Consider the following 14668-nt stretch of genomic DNA (forward strand, 5'->3'; position numbering starts at 1 on the left):
AAAGAGGAGAAGCCAATGCAAGCAAACAAGAACCCATCGATCCCCCTGCCTCGTCGCAGCCACGTCACCCTGCTGAGCGCCTTGCTGGCATCGGCGCTGCTGGCCGCCTGCGGCGGCGGCGTCGACAGCGATGAAGCGCCGGACAAGCACGAGAACACCACGATCGACACGGCAGGCCGGCTGGCCCTGACCGAGAACAATGCCAAGACGCTGCGTCTGTTCGATCTGGACTCAGGCACCACCGAGGCCAGCCATGTGCTGGACAACGTGCCGTCGGCGATCTACGCCAGCCCGAATGGCCGCTATGCGGTGGCGATGCAGCGCCTGCAGGACCAGGTGCAGTTTGTCGATGCGGGCATCTGGCAGGAAGACCATGGCGATCACCTGCATGACTACAAGCAGGCGTCGAAGCCCGTCGCCTGGAAACTCAGCGGCTCGCGCCCGACCCACTACGACCTGCAGGCCGGCAAGCAGGCGGCGTTCTTCATGGACGGCGACAGCACGGCCACGCCCGCCAAGAACGCCGGCGTGCGTCTGATCAGCGATGCCTCGATCGCCAGCGGCGGCACGCTGGCGGCCCTGGACCTCAGCGGCCCCATCCACGGCCTGGGCGAGCCGGTCGACAACAAGCTGCTGGTGGTGAGTCGGGCTGCGGACGCGCCGGACGCCCTGCCGACCCATCTGAACCTGTATCAGCGCGAAGGAGCGACCTACCGGCTCGACCGGCAAGTTCCGACGCGCTGCAACGGCATGCACGGCAGCTTCAGCGCCGGGGCCTACACCGTGGCGGGATGCCTGGACGGCATGCTGCTGGTCAAGCACCTGAGCGCCACGGCGGTCAGCGACGGGCAGAAGCTGTTGACGCCGCTGCGCGTCGGCACCATCGCCGGCCATGCGCGCCTGGGCGGGCACTTCATCGGCGTGGCCACCGAAGGCGCCGCGCCGGGCGTGGTGACGACGCGCTTCTATGCGGTGGACGGCGATGCCGGCACCGTCAGCAGCTTCACGCCGCAGGGTTGGACGGATGGCCGCGTCCGCCGGGCGCACGGGTTCGATCGCAGCGGCACGCGCTTCGCGCTGCTCGATGACCAGGGCACGCTGATCCTCAGCCAGCATCAGAACAAGGCCTGGTCGCCGCTGGCCCGGGTGACTGGCGTCATCCCGAGCATGCCGACCGCCGCACCGTGGCCGGCCATCGTGGCCAACGGCGCCAAGGATGAGCTCTACATCACCGACCCGCAGGCACGCCAGCTGGTGGTGGTGGACAGCAGCACCGGCGCGGTGAAGTCGCGCCGCAACCTCGACTTCGTGCCCTCCGGCCTGGCCTGGCTGGGCATCACGCGCTGAGACGCTGTCACCACTGAGATCAAGCAGACATGAAGAACGCAATCCATTCCCTCGTCGCCACAGCCAGCTTGCTGTCGGGCGGCGCCGCGCTGGCGCAGGAACGCGCGCCCGCGCCCAAGCCCGCGGCCGGCTGGCAGTTCGGTGCGGTGCTCGACACCACCTACACGAGCCGCGCGCTGGAGCTGGGCGCACGCGACAAGGGCCTGCAGCTCGGGCACAGCGATCTGAGCGTCAGCGGGCCCTTGGGCAAGCATCTGCGCGGCCAGGCGGTGGCCATGCTGGAGACACACGATGGCAAGCTGGAGAAGTCCATTGAGGAGTTCTGGCTGGAGACCGTCACGCTGCCCGCCGGCCTGCAGGCGCGCGCGGGTCGCTTCGCCTCGCAGATCGGCTATCTCAACCAGCAGCACTCGCATGCGGACGATTTCACCGAGCGTCCGCTGCTGTACCGCGCCTTTCTGGGCGGCCACTGGAACGACGACGGCCTGCGTCTGAACTGGACCGCGTCGACGCCCTTCTACCTGATGCTGGGCGCCGAGGTCTTCCGCGGCAAGAAGCTGGTGGCCGAAGCGGCCGATGAGCCGGGACGTGTCGGCGCTGCCACGCTGGTGGCGAAGATGGGCGCGGACCTGAATCGTTCGCACAGCTGGCAGCTCGGCCTCTCGCACCTGCGCAACCGCAGGGAAGCCGCGCTCGAAGACGCGCATGAGCATGAGGAAGGCGCCGACGAACATGAGCATCACCATCACCACCATGGCGCCCAGTTCACCGGCCGCAAGACCTGGATGGTCGACGGCACCTGGAAGTGGGCACCCGATGGCAACAACCGCGAGCAGCAGCTGCGCCTGAGCTTCGAGGCGGCGCAGATCAGCGGGCTGAACCGCTACGCCCGTTCCAGCGACAAGCAGGAGGCAAATGCGCTGGCCGCCGTGTGGCGCTTCAACCCCAGCTGGGAAGTCGGCGCGCGGGCCGATTGGCTGCGTGTGCGCATGCCCCATGGCGAGCACTTCCACAGCGGCCTGCTGCGTGAGCGCAGCCTGATGCTGGCCTGGAAGCCCACGCATATGCAGTCCGTGCGGCTGCAGTACACAAGCCAGCGCGACGCGGTCGAGTTCGAGAACCCGGCCAAACGTTCGGTGCAGCTGCAGTACGTGTTGGCCTTTGGAGCCCACGGTGCGCACAGCTATTGAGCGGATCGGCCTGGCCCTGCTGCTTGGGGCGAGCCTGCAGGCCCAGGCGCAGACCCCGTTCACCGTCTTCGCCTGCGAGCCGGAGTGGGCCGCACTGACCCGCGTGCTGCTGCCGACGGCCCGCCTGCATGTGGCCACGCATGCCAAGCAGGACCCGCACCACATCGAGGCCCGGCCGGCGCTGATCGCGCAGCTGCGCGCCAGCGATGCGGCCATCTGCAGCGGCGCGGCGCTGGAGAGCGGCTGGCTGCCAGTGCTGCAGCAGCGCGCCGGCAATGCCAAGGTCAGCAACAGCTCGGCAGCGATGTTCTTCGCGGCCGATCATGTCAGCCTGATCGATGCGCAGCCCGGTGTCATCGGCACGCCCTGGGCGGGCGATGTGCATGAGCAGGGCAATCCGCACTTCCACACCGACCCGCGCCGCATGCTGGAAGTCGCGCAGGCCTGGAGTGACACGCTGCAGCAGCTGCAGCCCGCACAGGCCGCAGCCATTGCGCAGCGCCATGCGGCCTTCCAGGCGCAGTGGCGCCAGCGCATCAGCGAATGGGAGCGTCGCGCCGCGCCGATCAAGGGCCAGCGCGTGGCGGCGCAGCACAGCAGCTTTGCCTATCTGTGGCGCTGGCTGGGGGTGCAGCAGGTGGTGGATCTGGAGCCCAAGCCGGGTATGGCGCCGACGCCTGTGCATCTGCAGCGATTGCTGGACACCTTGCGCGCCCAGCCGGCAGCAGCGGTGGTGATCAACAGCTACCAGGACTCGCGGCCAGGGCGTTGGCTGTCCGGGCAGTTCGGCAGCAGCCTGCCGGTTCTCATCCTGCCCGCCACGGTCGAGGACGAGACGGCGCCGGATGCGTTGGGGCAGTGGATGGACCAGATCGTGAACGCCCTCGTCACGACGCTGGCCAAGAGCCGATGACAGGCGCTCTGCTCGACGCGTGGTTCCTGGCGCCGGCGCTGGCGCTAGTGTTCGGCCTGAGCGCGCTGATGCCGCTGGGCCATCAGGTGCTGCAGCGCGGCGTGGTGTTCATCGATCTGGCGGTGGCCCAGGCGGCGGCAGCAGCAGCGCTCGTGGCGACGGCCTTCTACGACCATCCCGGTTGGCTGGGCACCCAGGCCAGTGCGATGGCGGGGGCGCTGCTCAGTGCGGCGCTGGTGGCGGCGCTGGCGCGCCACTGGCCGGCGCAGCGCGAGGCGCTGATCGGGCTGGTCTACGTGGCGTCTGCCAGCCTGGCGCTGCTGGCGGCGCGTGTCGATTCGCATGGGCGCGAGCACCTGTCACAGCTGCTGGCGGCCGATGTGCTGTGGGCGGACTGGGCGCAGGTGGCGCTGCTGGCGGGCTGTGCGCTGGGTGTGCTGGCACTGCGACGCTGGCTGTCGGGCAACCGCTTCTTCTACCCGGTGTTTGCGCTGGTGGCCAGCCTGGTGGTGCCGGTGCTGGGCCTGTTCGTGGTTTTCGCGGCGCTGATCGCGCCTGCGCTGTGGCTGCGGGCTGGCCGCCACGGGTCGCAGGCGCTGGCCGCCACCGGCCTGGCGTGCGCCGTCGGGCTGACGCTCTCCTGGCTGCTGGATGCGCCCAGCGGCGCCTGCGTGGCGCTGGCCCTCGCCCTCGCCGGTATGACGGCGACTTGGCTGCCGAAGCCGCTGCGCTGATTGATCAGCGCAGCGCGAGATCCACCACCGTGCCGGCAAACACCGCGAAGCCCAGCCAGTGGTTCTCGCGGAAGGCCTTGAAGCAGCCGTCGCGGCTGCGGTCCTTGATCAGCAGGTAGTGCCACGCCACCTGGGCCAGCGCGGCGGCGATGCCGAGCAGGAACCAGCGGCCCAGGCCCAGGCGCAGGCCCAGCCAGGTCCAGCTGGCCAGGTAGATCAGGTAGAAGGCGATCACGCCGGCCACGTCGAAGCGGCCCAGCGTCAGCGCCGAGGTCTTGATGCCGATGCGGATGTCGTCGTCGCGGTCGACCATCGCGTACTCGGTGTCGTAGGCCAGCACCCAGAAGATGTTGGACAGCAGCAGCGCCCAGGCCGTCAGCGGCACCGCGGCATCGATCGCGGCCAGGCTCCACTCGGTGCCGCCCAGCGCCGCCGAGAAGGCCATCGGGATGCCGAAGGAAAAGGCCACGCCGAGCACCGCCTGCGGCATCGCGACGACGCGCTTGGCGTAGGGGTAGACCAGCGCCACGGCCAGCGCCGCGAAGGAAAGCAGGATGGTCGGCGCATTGGTGCTGAGCACCAGGCCGAAGGCCGCCAGCGCCAGCACGGCGCCGACGCCCAGCGCTTCCTTCACGCCGACCGCGCCGCTGGTCACCGGGCGCTGCGCGGTGCGCTTCACATGGCGGTCGAACTCGCGGTCGGCCACGTCGTTGACGCAGCAGCCGGCCGAGCGCATCAGGATGGTGCCGAGCACGAACACCGCCAGCAGATGCCAGCCCGGCCAGCCGTCCGAGGCGATCCACAGCGCCGACAGGGTGGGCCACAGCAGCAGCAGCCAGCCGGCGGGGCGATCCCAGCGGATCAGGTTCAGGTACAGCGACAGGCGCGTGGGAGGAGGGGTGGAATTCGCGGTGCTCATGTGCGGTCTTCATTGTGGCAGCACGGCGGCCCGCGGCCGGCGCCGGACAATGCGCCGAACGCGCCGCCGGCGCAGCCCGCTTTCTGCCCGCCATGCCGATGCTGTCCCGCCGTCTGCTGTCCCTGCTGTGCCTGATGTTTCTTGCTGCCGGACTGGGCGGCTGTGCCGCCACGTCGACCCGGCTCGCACCGGCCGGCACGCTGCTCGTGCTGCACAAGGCGCAGGCCAGCGTGGCCCTGATCGACCTGGCCAGCGGCCGCGAAGCCGCGCGACTGGCGGTCGGCGAGGGGCCGCACGAGGTGGCGATCTCGCCCGACGGTCGTCTGGCGGTGGTGGCGGAGTACGGGCAGGCCTCGCCCGGCGGCAGCCTCAGCGTGATCGACATCGCGGCGGGCCGGGTTTCGCACCAGGTGTCGCTGGCGCCCTACCAGCGGCCGCATGGCCTGCGCTTCATCGATGCGCGGCGGGTGCTGGTGACGGCGGAGTCGCAGGCCAGCCTGCTGGTGGTCGATGTGCAGTCGCGCCGGGTGGAGCAGGCCATCGTCACCGGCCAGAAGGTTTCGCACATGGTCGCGGCCCTGCCGGGCGGCACACGGGCCTATGTGGCCAATATCGGGTCCAACAACCTGAGCGTGCTCGACCTGCAGGCCGGCACGGTGCTGCGCCACATCGACACCGGGCTGGGCGCCGAGGGCGTGGACATCAGCCCGGACGGGCGCGAGGTCTGGGTCAGCAACCGCGCCGCGGACACACTCAGCGTGATCGATGCGCAGGGCCTGCAGGTGCTGGCCAGCCTGCCGGCACCCGGATTTCCGATCCGGGTGCAGTTCGATCCCCAGGGCCGCCGGGCCTTCGTCAGCGTGCCGCGCGACGACGCGCTGCTGGTCTTCGACCGCAGCCGCCGTCAGCTGGAACGCCGCCTGGCGCTGCCCGGCGGCGAGGTGGTCACCGCCGGCCGCCTGCTGGGCGCGATGTTCGGCCGCTCGACCGTGCCCATCGGCGTGGTGACCGACGGCAGCGGCCGCCGGGTCTATGTGGCGCAGGCCAATGCCGACCAGGTGGCGGAGTTCGAGGTCGACAGCGGCGCGCTGCTGCGCGTGATGCGCGTCGGGCTGGAGCCGGACGGTCTGGGCTGGTCGCCGCTGCAGGTGGCGCAGCGCTGAGGTCCCCGGGCCCGTTCAGCCACTAGGATGCGGGGCATGCTGCCTGACACCGTTCCCCCTCGGCTCGACGAGCCATTGCGCCTGGCCCATGGCCCGGCGCTGAAGCACCGCATCGCGCTGGCCCCGCTGACCAACTGGCAAAGCCATGCCGATGGCACGCTGGGCGAGGACGAGTACCGCTGGCTGACCATGCGCGCCCAGGGCGGCTTTGCGCTGGTGATGAGCTGCGCGGCCCATGTGCAGGCGCTCGGTCAGGGCTTTCCGGGGCAGCTGGGCATCTGGTCGGACGCGCATCTGCCCGGGCTCACGCGCCTGGCCCAGGGCCTGCAGGCGCCCGGCGGCGTCGTCACCGCGGTGCAGATCCAGCACTCGGGCCGGCGTGCCGATCCGCGCCTGACCGGCCAGCGCCCGGTGGCGCCCTGGGACGATGCCGAGACCGGCGCGCGCATGATGAGCACCGCCGAGGTGGAGCAGCTGGTCGAGGACTTCGTGCTCGCCGCGCTGCGCGCCGAGCGTGCCGGCTTCGACGGCGTGGAGATCCACGGCGCGCACGGCTATCTGCTCGCGCAGTTCCTCGACCCGCAGCACAACCAGCAGCGCCAGGACCGCTACGGCGGCAGCTTCGAGAACCGCTGCCGCGTGATCTTCGAGATCATCGATGGCATACGCCGGCGCTGCCGGCCGCAGTTCCAGCTGGGGCTGCGGCTGTCGCCGGAGCGCTTCGGCATTCCCTTCGGCGAGGCCTTGGCGCTGGCGCAGCGCGTGTTCGCCGAAGGCCGGCTGGACTATCTGGACATGTCGCTGTGGGACGTGTTCAAGCTGCCCAACGATGAGGCCTTCCAGGACCGCTCGCTGATCGCGCATTTCGCCGCGCTGCCGCGTGGCGCGACGCGCCTGGGCGTGGCCGGCAAGATCATGGATGCCGCGACGGCGCAGCGCTGCCTCGAAGCCGGCGCTGACTTCGTGCTGATCGGCCGCGGTGCGATGCTGCATGCCGACTTCGCGCGCCGCGCGCTGGCCGATGCGGACTTCGCCGCGGTGCCGCGGCCGGTGAGCCGTGCCTATCTGCAGGCCCAGGGACTGGGGCCGGCCTTCCTCGACTACGTGACGACGACATGGCAGGGTTTCGTGACCGATTGATGAGGCGCCGCGCCATGCTGGCCCTGCTGCCGGCGGGGCTGCTGCTGGCCGCCGGCGCGGCGCTGCCTGCCGAGCCGGTGGCCGCAATGCCGCTGCTGAAGGTCAGCGAGGATGGCCAGGCGGTGCTGGACACGAGCACCGGCCTGTTGTGGTCGCGCTGCGTCGAGGGCATGCAGTGGGACGGCCGCCGCTGCGCCGGCCAGGCGCAGCGCTTCACGCATGCGCAGGCGGTCGCGGCCGCGGCGCGACGGGCCAAGGCCGAGGGCTTGGCCTGGCGGCTGCCGCGCCTGCCCGAGCTGCGCCGCCTGGCCGACCGCAGCGCCAGGGTGCCGGGCCTGGACCCGCGCCTGTTTCCCGGCGCGCCTGACGACTGGTACTGGACGGGCACCGCCAATCTGCATGCCGAGCGCAACCGCAACCCGTACAACTACGGCAATGTGATGCGCGGCGACGCGGGCGGACGCGCCAGCGGCGAGGCGGCGCTGTTCGGCTGGGCGCTGATGCTCTCCAGCGGTGAAGGCCGCGGCGACATGCCCAAGAGCACGGCGCTGCCGGTGCGGCTGCTGCGCGCGCCCTGAGCCGGCTCAGCGGCCGGGCGGGCTGCCCGCCTCGGCCAGCACCAGGGGCAGCTCGATCTCGAAGCAGCTGCCCTGGCCCGGCGTCGAGCGCACGCTGATCCGGCCGCCCAGCACCTTGTGCACCAGATGCTCGACGATGCTCAGCCCGAGCCCGGTGCCGCCCTGGCCTTCGCGGGTGGTGAAGAAGGGTTCGAACAGGTGCGCCAGCACCTCGGCGCTCATGCCCACGCCGTCGTCCGCGAAGCGCAGCACCAGCTGGTCGCCAGCGCGTTCGGCACTGATGCGCAGGCAGCCCGCCTGGCCAGGCCGGAAGGCGTGCAGCATGGCGTTGTTGATCAGGTTGATCGCGATCTGGCTGACCGGCCCGGGCCGGCTGTTCATCAGCAGCCCGGCAGGCACATCGAGCTCCACGCGGTGCGGCTGTCGCCGCAGTGTGGGCGCCAGCGTCTGCATGATCTCGCCCAGCAGCTCGGCCAGATCGAACTCCTTCAGCTGCTCGCTGGCCTGCTTGTTGGCGATGTCCCGGAAGGCCGACAGCAGCTCGGTGGCGCGTTGCAGGTTGCGCAGGGTGAGGCGGCTGCTCTCGGCCAGCGAGGCGAGGCTCGCTTCCATTTCTGAGCGTCTGAGCTGGTTGGCGGCCATGCGCGCCTGCAGGCTGTCGGCCTCGCCCTGCAGAACCTCGGCCGCCACCTGCGCGTTGTTCAGCGGCGTGCTCAGCTCGTGGGAGATGCTGGCCACCAGCGTGTTCAGCGTGGCCCTGCTCTCGCTGCGCGCCAGCTCGTCCTGCAGGGTCTGCAGCCTTTGCATCGCGGTTTCCAGCGCCTGGGTGCGGTCCTTCACGCGCTGCTCCAGGCTTTCGTTGAGCTCGCGGATGTGCTGCTCGGCAGCCACCTTGTCAGTCACGTCGATGACCAGCGCGAACAGACCTTGCACCTGGCCGGCATGGAGCTGTGGCACCAGCTCGACGTCGATGATGCGCGTCTCCTGCGTGAGCGGATGGACGTTGATGCGCCGGTAGTGGCTGGTCTCGCCGGCCAGGCTGCGCTGCCAGGCGGGCCACAGTGCCTGCATCGCCGGCTCCGGCACATAGCTGCCGATATGGCGGCCGACGAGCTCTTCCGGCTTGGCTCCGAACAGGTCTGCGTAGCGCCGGTTGCCGAAGCGCAGCCGCGACTGGGCATCGAAGGAGGCCAGCGCCGCCGGCACATGGTCGATGATCATCTTCAGGTCGGCCTCGCGCTGCGCCAGCTCGGCGTTGCGCTCGATCATCTGGGCCGACAGTGCCTGGCCGTGGTCGCGCTCGTCGCGGAAGCTCTCATAGGCCTTCAGCGTCAGGAAGGCGATCGCGATCAGCGAGCCGACCACGGTGCCACCCACCACCAGCACCGAGGCACGCGGCGTCGGCGCATGCAGGCCGGCCAGCTCGGCAAATCCCAGCGCCAGCAGCAGCAACACGCTGGCTGCGGCGATGCCGATCAGCCAGCGGCGCCCGAGGATCCAGCCCGCGGCCACGATGACGAAGGCATAGATCAGCAGATTGGCGCTGTGAATGCCGGCATAGCTCACCGTGCCTATGGTCGCGAACAGCCAGACGCTGCCCAGCGCCAGTGCCGCACCCAGGCGCAGCGAACGCTGCATCAGCCAATGGCTGAACAGGCTGACGACGGCGATCGCGAGGGCCAGGCTCTTGCGCAGCGTCCAGTCCGGCTCCGCCAGCTGCATGCCGCCGAGCGTCACGGCGCAGCCCACCACGATGATCAGCACCAGACGGCTGAAGTAGCGGCGGTAGGCGTCAAGCTCGCGGTAGCTGACCTCTGAACTGGGAGCTTCGTTCATGGCGCACGACAGAAGGGTTGCCAACTGTAGTGCCGACCGGCGGTCGCTGGGGGGCCGATCGACCGGCTTGCGCGGCCGGACGCAACAAAGCCTGTCCCAATACCGGCAGGAATGCTCAGCCGGCGGTGAGGAAGCGCTCCACCAGGCCCAGCTGCTCCGGCGTGTTCAGCGCCGGCGCATGGCCGCAGTCGGGAATCGTCACCACCACCGCGGCCGGGCCGCGGCTGCGCATCGCCTCGGCGGTCTCGGCGAGCAGCAGGTCGGAGTCCTCGCCGCGCAGGCACAGCACCGGCAGCGCCAGCGTGTCCCACTCGGCCCAGCGCAGGTAGTCGTCGGGGCGGGTGATGAACTGGCGCACCATCGCCGGGTCGTAGTGCGGCGTGACGCGGCCATCGGGCAGGCGGCGCACCGAGGTCTCGGTCAGGCGGCGCCACTGCGCGTCGCTGAGCCAGCCATAGGGCTTGTAGACGGTGCGGAAGTACTGCTCCAGCTCGCTGACGGTGGCAAAGGCCGCCGGGTTGCCGGCATAGCTGCGGATGCGCTCCAGCGCCGGCGCGGCCAGCTCGGGGCCGTTGTCGTTGAGCACCAGGCGACGGATGCGGCCGCGCAGCGTGGTGGCGGCGGCCACGGTGCCGATGGCGCCGCCCATCGAGGTGCCGACCCAATGGAAGGTCTTGAGCCCCAGCTGGTCGACCAGCGAAGTGGCCAGGCGCACATAGAAGTCCAGGCAGTACTCCTCGTCGGGCAGCGGGCTCCACTGCGAGAGGCCCCGGCCTATGGTGTCGGGGCAGATCACGCGATAGCGGCGCGAGAGGTGCTCGGCCAGCTCGTCCATGTCGCGGCCGGTGCGCGCCAGGCCATGCCAGGCGATGACGACCTCGTCATGGCCGTGGCCCCACTCGGTGTAGTGCAGCTCGCGGCCTTCGCAGCGCAGGTAGTTCGAGGTGAACGAGGAAGGAGGAAGGGAGAGGGAGGAAGTGCTCATCGCGAGAACTCCGGTGAGGCCTGAATCAGCGGCCGCGCAGTCGGCGCGTCAGCGCCGCGAGGCGCAGGCGGCCGACGATGCCGGTGGGGAAGTGGTAGACCGAGAGCACGAAGAGCACGCCCAGCCAGAGCAGCCAGCGGTCGGGCGAGACCAGCTGCGAGACGACCGGGATGCCGGCGACGGCGCCCTCACCGAGGCGCATCAGGTCCTGCAGATAGTTCTGCGCCAGCACGAACAGCGCGCTGCCGATCACCGCGCCGTAGATCGTGCCCATGCCGCCGATCACGACGATCAGCAGGATGTCCAGCATGATCTCGAAGGACATCGAGGTGTCCGGCCCGGTGTAGCGCAGCCACAGCGCGAGCAGCGCGCCGGCCAGTGTGGCGAAGAGCGCGGCCAGCACGTTGGACAGCGTGCGATAGACCACGGTGCGGTAGCCGATCGCCTCGGCGCGGAACTCGTTCTCGCGGATCGCCTGCAGCACGCGGCCGAAGGGCGAATTGACGATGCGCAGCATCAGCAGCACCAGCAGCAGCACTGCGAAGAAGAGCAGGTAGTAGCTGAGGAAGCGGCCGTCGATCATCGCGCCCAGTACCGGGTCCTCGAAGTACTCGGTGGCGGGCGACAGCGCCTCGGGCACCTTGAAGGTCAGGCCGTCCTCGCCGCCGGTCAGCTCGGAGAGTTGCGAGGCCAGCGTCAGGAAGGCCGAGGCCACGGCCAGCGTGATCATCGCGAAGAAGATCGCCTTCACGCGCAGCGAGAACAGGCCGATCACCAGCGAGAGCGCGAGCGACAGTGCCAGCGAGATGGCCAGGCCGGTGGCCACCGCTTCCCAGCCCGGGCCCATGCGCGTCGATGCGATCGCGATGCCGTAGGCGCCGATGCCGAAGAACATGGTGTGCGCGAAGGAGACGATGCCGGTATAGCCCAGCAACAGGTCGTAGCTGGCCACCAGCACGATGAAGATCAGCACCTTGGCGGCGACGTTCAGCGCCTTGGTGCCGGGAAAGATGAAGGGCGTCAGCGCCAGGCCGGCGACGGTGAGCACCAGCAGCAGCGCCAGCACGCGGCTGCGCGGCAGGTCGTGCGAGAGGATGGACTTGAGGGCGTCGATCATGATCAGCGCTGGCCTACTGGGTAGAGCCCTTGCGGCCGCCACATCAGGATGGCGACCATCAGGCCGATGTTGGAGAACAGCGCCACCTTGGGCGCGAGGAAGCCGGTGTAGTTGGCCATCAGGCCCACCAGCAGCGCGCCGACGAAGCAGCCCAGCGTCGAGCCCAGGCCGCCGATGATGATGACGATGAAGATCAGCACATTGACCTGCGCGCCGATCTGCGGCGTGACGCCCTGCTGGTACAGGCCCCACATCACGCCGCCCAGGCCGGCCAGCGCCGAGCCGCCGGCGAACACGCCGACGAAGAGGCGGCGGATGCGGTAGCCCAGGCTCTCGACCATCTCGCGGTCCTGCACGCCGGCGCGGATCAAGAGGCCCAGCTTGGTCTTGTTGAGCAGCCACAGCAGCGCGAGCAGCACCGCCAGGCCCAGCACCACGGCGAGCAGGCGGAACTTCTCGATCGCCACATCGCCGCCCAGCAGCAGCGAGCCGCGCAGTCCTTCGGGTAGCGGCAGCGGCACCATCTGCGCGCCCCAGATCACCTTGAGCAGCTCCTCGCCGATGATCATGCCGCCCATGGTGATCAGGATCTGCTTGAGGTGCAGGCCGTAGGCGGGCCGCACCAGCACGCGCTCGAACACCAGGCCCACCGCGCCGGCCACCGCCATGCCGACCAGGCAGGCGATGCCGACCGCGAACAGATTGGCGCCCAGGCTGGCGGTCTCGGTGAAGCCGCCCATCGCGCCCAGCACCGAGGTGGTCATGAAGGCGCCCAGCGCGATGAACACGCCGTGGCCGAAGTTCATCACGTCCATCAGGCCGAAGACCAGGGTCAGGCCCGAGGCGATGATGAAGATGATCAGGCCCATGGCCAGGCCGGCCAGCGTCAGCGTGGCCCAGCTGCTGGTATTGCCCATCAGCGGCAGTGCAGCCAGCGGCAGCGCCGCGAGCAGCAGCAGCGGTATGTAGTCGAACTGCGCCTTGGGGATGGCGGCGGCGGCCGGTGCGGCCGCAGTGGGGGTCGTGGTGGCGTTCATCGCGGGCCTCATTGATGTGTTGCCAGGCTCAGGCCGAGGAGGCGCTGCTGCAAGGCCTCGTCCTCGGCCAGCTCGCGCATCGCGCCGGCGTGGACGACGCGGCCGTCGTCCATCACCGCGACATGCTCGCCCAGGGCCTTGGCCATCATGAAGTTCTGCTCGACCAGCAGGATGGTGGTCTGGCTGCTGCGCTTGAGCTCGCGCAGCGCCTCGACCAGGTTGTTGATGATGGCCGGCGCCAGGCCCTTGCTGGGCTCGTCGATCAGCAGCAGGCGGCGCGGCTCGATCATCGCGCGGGCGATCGCCAGCATCTGCTTCTGGCCACCGCTGAGCTTGCCGGCCGGGTAGAGCCAGAACTTCCTCAGCGCCGGGAACAGGCCGAACAGCCATTCCAGGCGCTGCGTGTCCAGGTCCTTCATCGCGCGGGCGCCGCGCGCGGCGAGCAGCATGTTCTCCGCGACGGTCAGGTCGGTGAAGATGCCCATGCTCTCGGGCACATAGGCGATGCCACAGCGTTGCGCGATCTCGGGCGTGGGTGTGCCGTGGATGGGCTGGCCGTCGAACAGCACCTGGCCCTGGCTGGCCGCCCACAGGCCCATGATGGTTCGCAGCGTGGTGGTCTTGCCGGCGCCGTTGCGGCCCAGCAGCATGGTCAGCTGGCCCTCGGGCACGGCCAGGTCCACGCCGTGGAGGATGTGATAAGCGCCGATATGCGTGTGCACGCCTTGCAGCTGCAGCAGATTCTTGGTGGCGCTCATGCGGCGGCTTTCTCTTCTTCTTCGTCGGCGAGGGCCGTGCCCAGGTAGGCGTCCTGCACGACCTTGGAGGCGATCACCGTGGCGGGCTCGCCGTCGGCGACGAGCTGGCCGTTGTGCAGCACGATGATGCGGTCGGCCAGCTCGCGCACCACGTCCATCTTGTGCTCGACCAGCAGGATGGTGTGCTCGCGTTTGGCCTTCAGCTCGCGGATCAGGTCCAGGATCACCGGCACCTCGTCCACGCTCATGCCGGCGGTGGGCTCGTCGAACATATAGACCTTGGGGTCCAGCGCGATCAGCATCGCCACTTCCAGCTTGCGCTGGTCGCCATGCGGCAGCGAGGCGGCAATCGCCTGCGCGCGGTCGCTCAGCCGCACGCGCTCGACGATGTGCATGGCCTCGTCGAGCAGTGCCTTGTGATGCAGCCAGACCGAGAACATGCGCAGCCCCACGCCCCGCCGCGCCTGCACCGCCAGGCGCACGTTCTCCAGCACCGTGAGGTGCGGGAACAGCTGCGTCAGCTGGAAAGCCCGGCCCAGGCCGCGCCGCGTGCGCAGCGGTGTCGGCAGGCGCGTGATGTCCTCGCCATCGAGCAAGACCTGACCCCCGCTCGCGCGCAGCTGGCCCGAGATCAGGTTGAAGTAGGTCGTCTTGCCCGCGCCATTCGGCCCGACGATGGCCGTCAGCGTGCCGGGTTCAAAGGCGCAGGACACGCGGTCCACCGCCACGTGGCCGCCGAAGCGGATGGTGAGGTCTTTGGTTTCGAGCACGAGAAGCTCCGCCGGAGCGATAGGACGAACGCAGGAACAAGGGGGCTGCCAGAGCCCGAGGCGTAGCGAGCGGACGTAAGACTAGGCGCGGGGGGATCCGCGAACCGGAACGTACTTCCTGTACGTGAGGATTCGCGGAAGGACCCGCAACGACGGCTTTCGTTCGCGCAGTAGCCGAGCG

14 protein-coding genes are annotated in these 14668 nt (G+C 69.8%); 7 read left to right on the plus strand and 7 right to left on the minus strand.

From position 1 onward, the window contains the following. The first annotated feature begins 15 nt into the window (after nucleotides 1–15). Genes AC2EBS_RS10325 through AC2EBS_RS10340 form a run of 4 tightly spaced genes read left to right on the plus strand, consistent with a single transcriptional unit; the run spans nucleotide 16 to nucleotide 4184 of the window. Nucleotides 16–1347, plus strand: a complete 1332-nt coding sequence (locus AC2EBS_RS10325; RefSeq protein ID WP_484728336.1) for a YncE family protein — start codon at nucleotides 16–18, stop codon at nucleotides 1345–1347. 29 nt (nucleotides 1348–1376) lie between these two features. Next, on the plus strand, nucleotides 1377–2537 hold the full coding sequence (locus tag AC2EBS_RS10330) for a hypothetical protein (protein WP_484728337.1): 1161 nt from the start codon (nucleotides 1377–1379) through the stop codon (nucleotides 2535–2537). Beyond that, entirely contained in the window at nucleotides 2521–3450 is a 930-nt protein-coding gene (locus tag AC2EBS_RS10335) for a metal ABC transporter solute-binding protein, Zn/Mn family (RefSeq protein ID WP_484728338.1), read from the plus strand. The genes AC2EBS_RS10330 and AC2EBS_RS10335 overlap by 17 nt, the downstream gene beginning before the upstream one ends. Next, nucleotides 3447–4184: a metal ABC transporter permease gene (locus tag AC2EBS_RS10340; protein ID WP_484728339.1), complete on the plus strand. Its 738-nt coding sequence runs from the start codon at nucleotides 3447–3449 to the stop codon at nucleotides 4182–4184. The genes AC2EBS_RS10335 and AC2EBS_RS10340 overlap by 4 nt, the downstream gene beginning before the upstream one ends. Nucleotides 4185–4188: 4 nt before the next feature. Here the strand turns inward: AC2EBS_RS10340 and ubiA are convergent, their stop codons facing one another. Next, nucleotides 4189–5103, minus strand: a complete 915-nt coding sequence (ubiA, locus tag AC2EBS_RS10345; protein ID WP_484728340.1) for a 4-hydroxybenzoate octaprenyltransferase — start codon at nucleotides 5101–5103, stop codon at nucleotides 4189–4191. Between the two features lie 92 nt (nucleotides 5104–5195). Between ubiA and AC2EBS_RS10350 the strand changes: the two genes are divergently transcribed. Genes AC2EBS_RS10350 through AC2EBS_RS10360 form a run of 3 tightly spaced genes read left to right on the plus strand, consistent with a single transcriptional unit; the run spans nucleotide 5196 to nucleotide 7984 of the window. After that, a complete protein-coding gene (locus AC2EBS_RS10350; RefSeq protein ID WP_484728341.1) occupies nucleotides 5196–6266 on the plus strand; it encodes a YncE family protein in 1071 nt (356 codons plus the stop codon). Between the two features lie 36 nt (nucleotides 6267–6302). Then, nucleotides 6303–7406 carry an NADH:flavin oxidoreductase gene (locus AC2EBS_RS10355; RefSeq protein WP_484728342.1) on the plus strand — a complete coding sequence of 368 codons (1104 nt, stop codon included), beginning with the start codon at nucleotides 6303–6305 and terminating at the stop codon, nucleotides 7404–7406. A 14-nt stretch (nucleotides 7407–7420) separates the two neighbouring features. After that, nucleotides 7421–7984: an Lcl C-terminal domain-containing protein gene (locus AC2EBS_RS10360; RefSeq protein WP_484728343.1), complete on the plus strand. Its 564-nt coding sequence runs from the start codon at nucleotides 7421–7423 to the stop codon at nucleotides 7982–7984. 6 nt (nucleotides 7985–7990) lie between these two features. Here AC2EBS_RS10360 and AC2EBS_RS10365 read toward each other — a convergent pair whose 3' ends face one another. The 6 genes from AC2EBS_RS10365 to AC2EBS_RS10390 form a co-directional block, all read right to left on the minus strand. Beyond that, on the minus strand, nucleotides 7991–9820 hold the full coding sequence (locus AC2EBS_RS10365) for a sensor histidine kinase (protein ID WP_484728344.1): 1830 nt from the start codon (nucleotides 9818–9820) through the stop codon (nucleotides 7991–7993). A 115-nt stretch (nucleotides 9821–9935) separates the two neighbouring features. Further along, entirely contained in the window at nucleotides 9936–10805 is an 870-nt protein-coding gene (locus AC2EBS_RS10370) for an alpha/beta fold hydrolase (RefSeq protein WP_484728345.1), read from the minus strand. 25 nt (nucleotides 10806–10830) lie between these two features. Next, nucleotides 10831–11922, minus strand: a complete 1092-nt coding sequence (locus AC2EBS_RS10375; RefSeq protein ID WP_484728346.1) for a branched-chain amino acid ABC transporter permease — start codon at nucleotides 11920–11922, stop codon at nucleotides 10831–10833. Nucleotides 11923–11924: 2 nt separating this feature from the next. Next, nucleotides 11925–12959: a branched-chain amino acid ABC transporter permease gene (locus tag AC2EBS_RS10380; RefSeq protein ID WP_484728347.1), complete on the minus strand. Its 1035-nt coding sequence runs from the start codon at nucleotides 12957–12959 to the stop codon at nucleotides 11925–11927. Between the two features lie 8 nt (nucleotides 12960–12967). After that, nucleotides 12968–13717, minus strand: a complete 750-nt coding sequence (locus AC2EBS_RS10385) for an ABC transporter ATP-binding protein (RefSeq protein WP_484728348.1) — start codon at nucleotides 13715–13717, stop codon at nucleotides 12968–12970. Continuing rightward, on the minus strand, nucleotides 13714–14487 hold the full coding sequence (locus tag AC2EBS_RS10390) for an ABC transporter ATP-binding protein (RefSeq protein WP_484728349.1): 774 nt from the start codon (nucleotides 14485–14487) through the stop codon (nucleotides 13714–13716). Before AC2EBS_RS10390 ends, AC2EBS_RS10385 begins: the two co-directional genes overlap by 4 nt. Between the last annotated feature and the right edge of the window lie 181 nt (nucleotides 14488–14668).

The organism is Roseateles sp. T103 (assembly GCF_057219915.1).

Coding starts and splice junctions, on each gene's coding strand:
- AC2EBS_RS10360 (WP_484728343.1), top strand. CDS start 7,421: ATGCTGGCCCTGCTGCCGGCGGGGCTGCTGCTGGCCGCCGGCGCGGCG.
- ubiA (WP_484728340.1), bottom strand. CDS start 5,103: ATGAGCACCGCGAATTCCACCCCTCCTCCCACGCGCCTGTCGCTGTAC.
- AC2EBS_RS10355 (WP_484728342.1), top strand. CDS start 6,303: ATGCTGCCTGACACCGTTCCCCCTCGGCTCGACGAGCCATTGCGCCTG.
- AC2EBS_RS10380 (WP_484728347.1), bottom strand. CDS start 12,959: ATGAACGCCACCACGACCCCCACTGCGGCCGCACCGGCCGCCGCCGCC.
- AC2EBS_RS10385 (WP_484728348.1), bottom strand. CDS start 13,717: ATGAGCGCCACCAAGAATCTGCTGCAGCTGCAAGGCGTGCACACGCAT.
- AC2EBS_RS10325 (WP_484728336.1), top strand. CDS start 16: ATGCAAGCAAACAAGAACCCATCGATCCCCCTGCCTCGTCGCAGCCAC.
- AC2EBS_RS10340 (WP_484728339.1), top strand. CDS start 3,447: ATGACAGGCGCTCTGCTCGACGCGTGGTTCCTGGCGCCGGCGCTGGCG.
- AC2EBS_RS10365 (WP_484728344.1), bottom strand. CDS start 9,820: ATGAACGAAGCTCCCAGTTCAGAGGTCAGCTACCGCGAGCTTGACGCC.
- AC2EBS_RS10370 (WP_484728345.1), bottom strand. CDS start 10,805: ATGAGCACTTCCTCCCTCTCCCTTCCTCCTTCCTCGTTCACCTCGAAC.
- AC2EBS_RS10350 (WP_484728341.1), top strand. CDS start 5,196: ATGCCGATGCTGTCCCGCCGTCTGCTGTCCCTGCTGTGCCTGATGTTT.
- AC2EBS_RS10375 (WP_484728346.1), bottom strand. CDS start 11,922: ATGATCGACGCCCTCAAGTCCATCCTCTCGCACGACCTGCCGCGCAGC.
- AC2EBS_RS10330 (WP_484728337.1), top strand. CDS start 1,377: ATGAAGAACGCAATCCATTCCCTCGTCGCCACAGCCAGCTTGCTGTCG.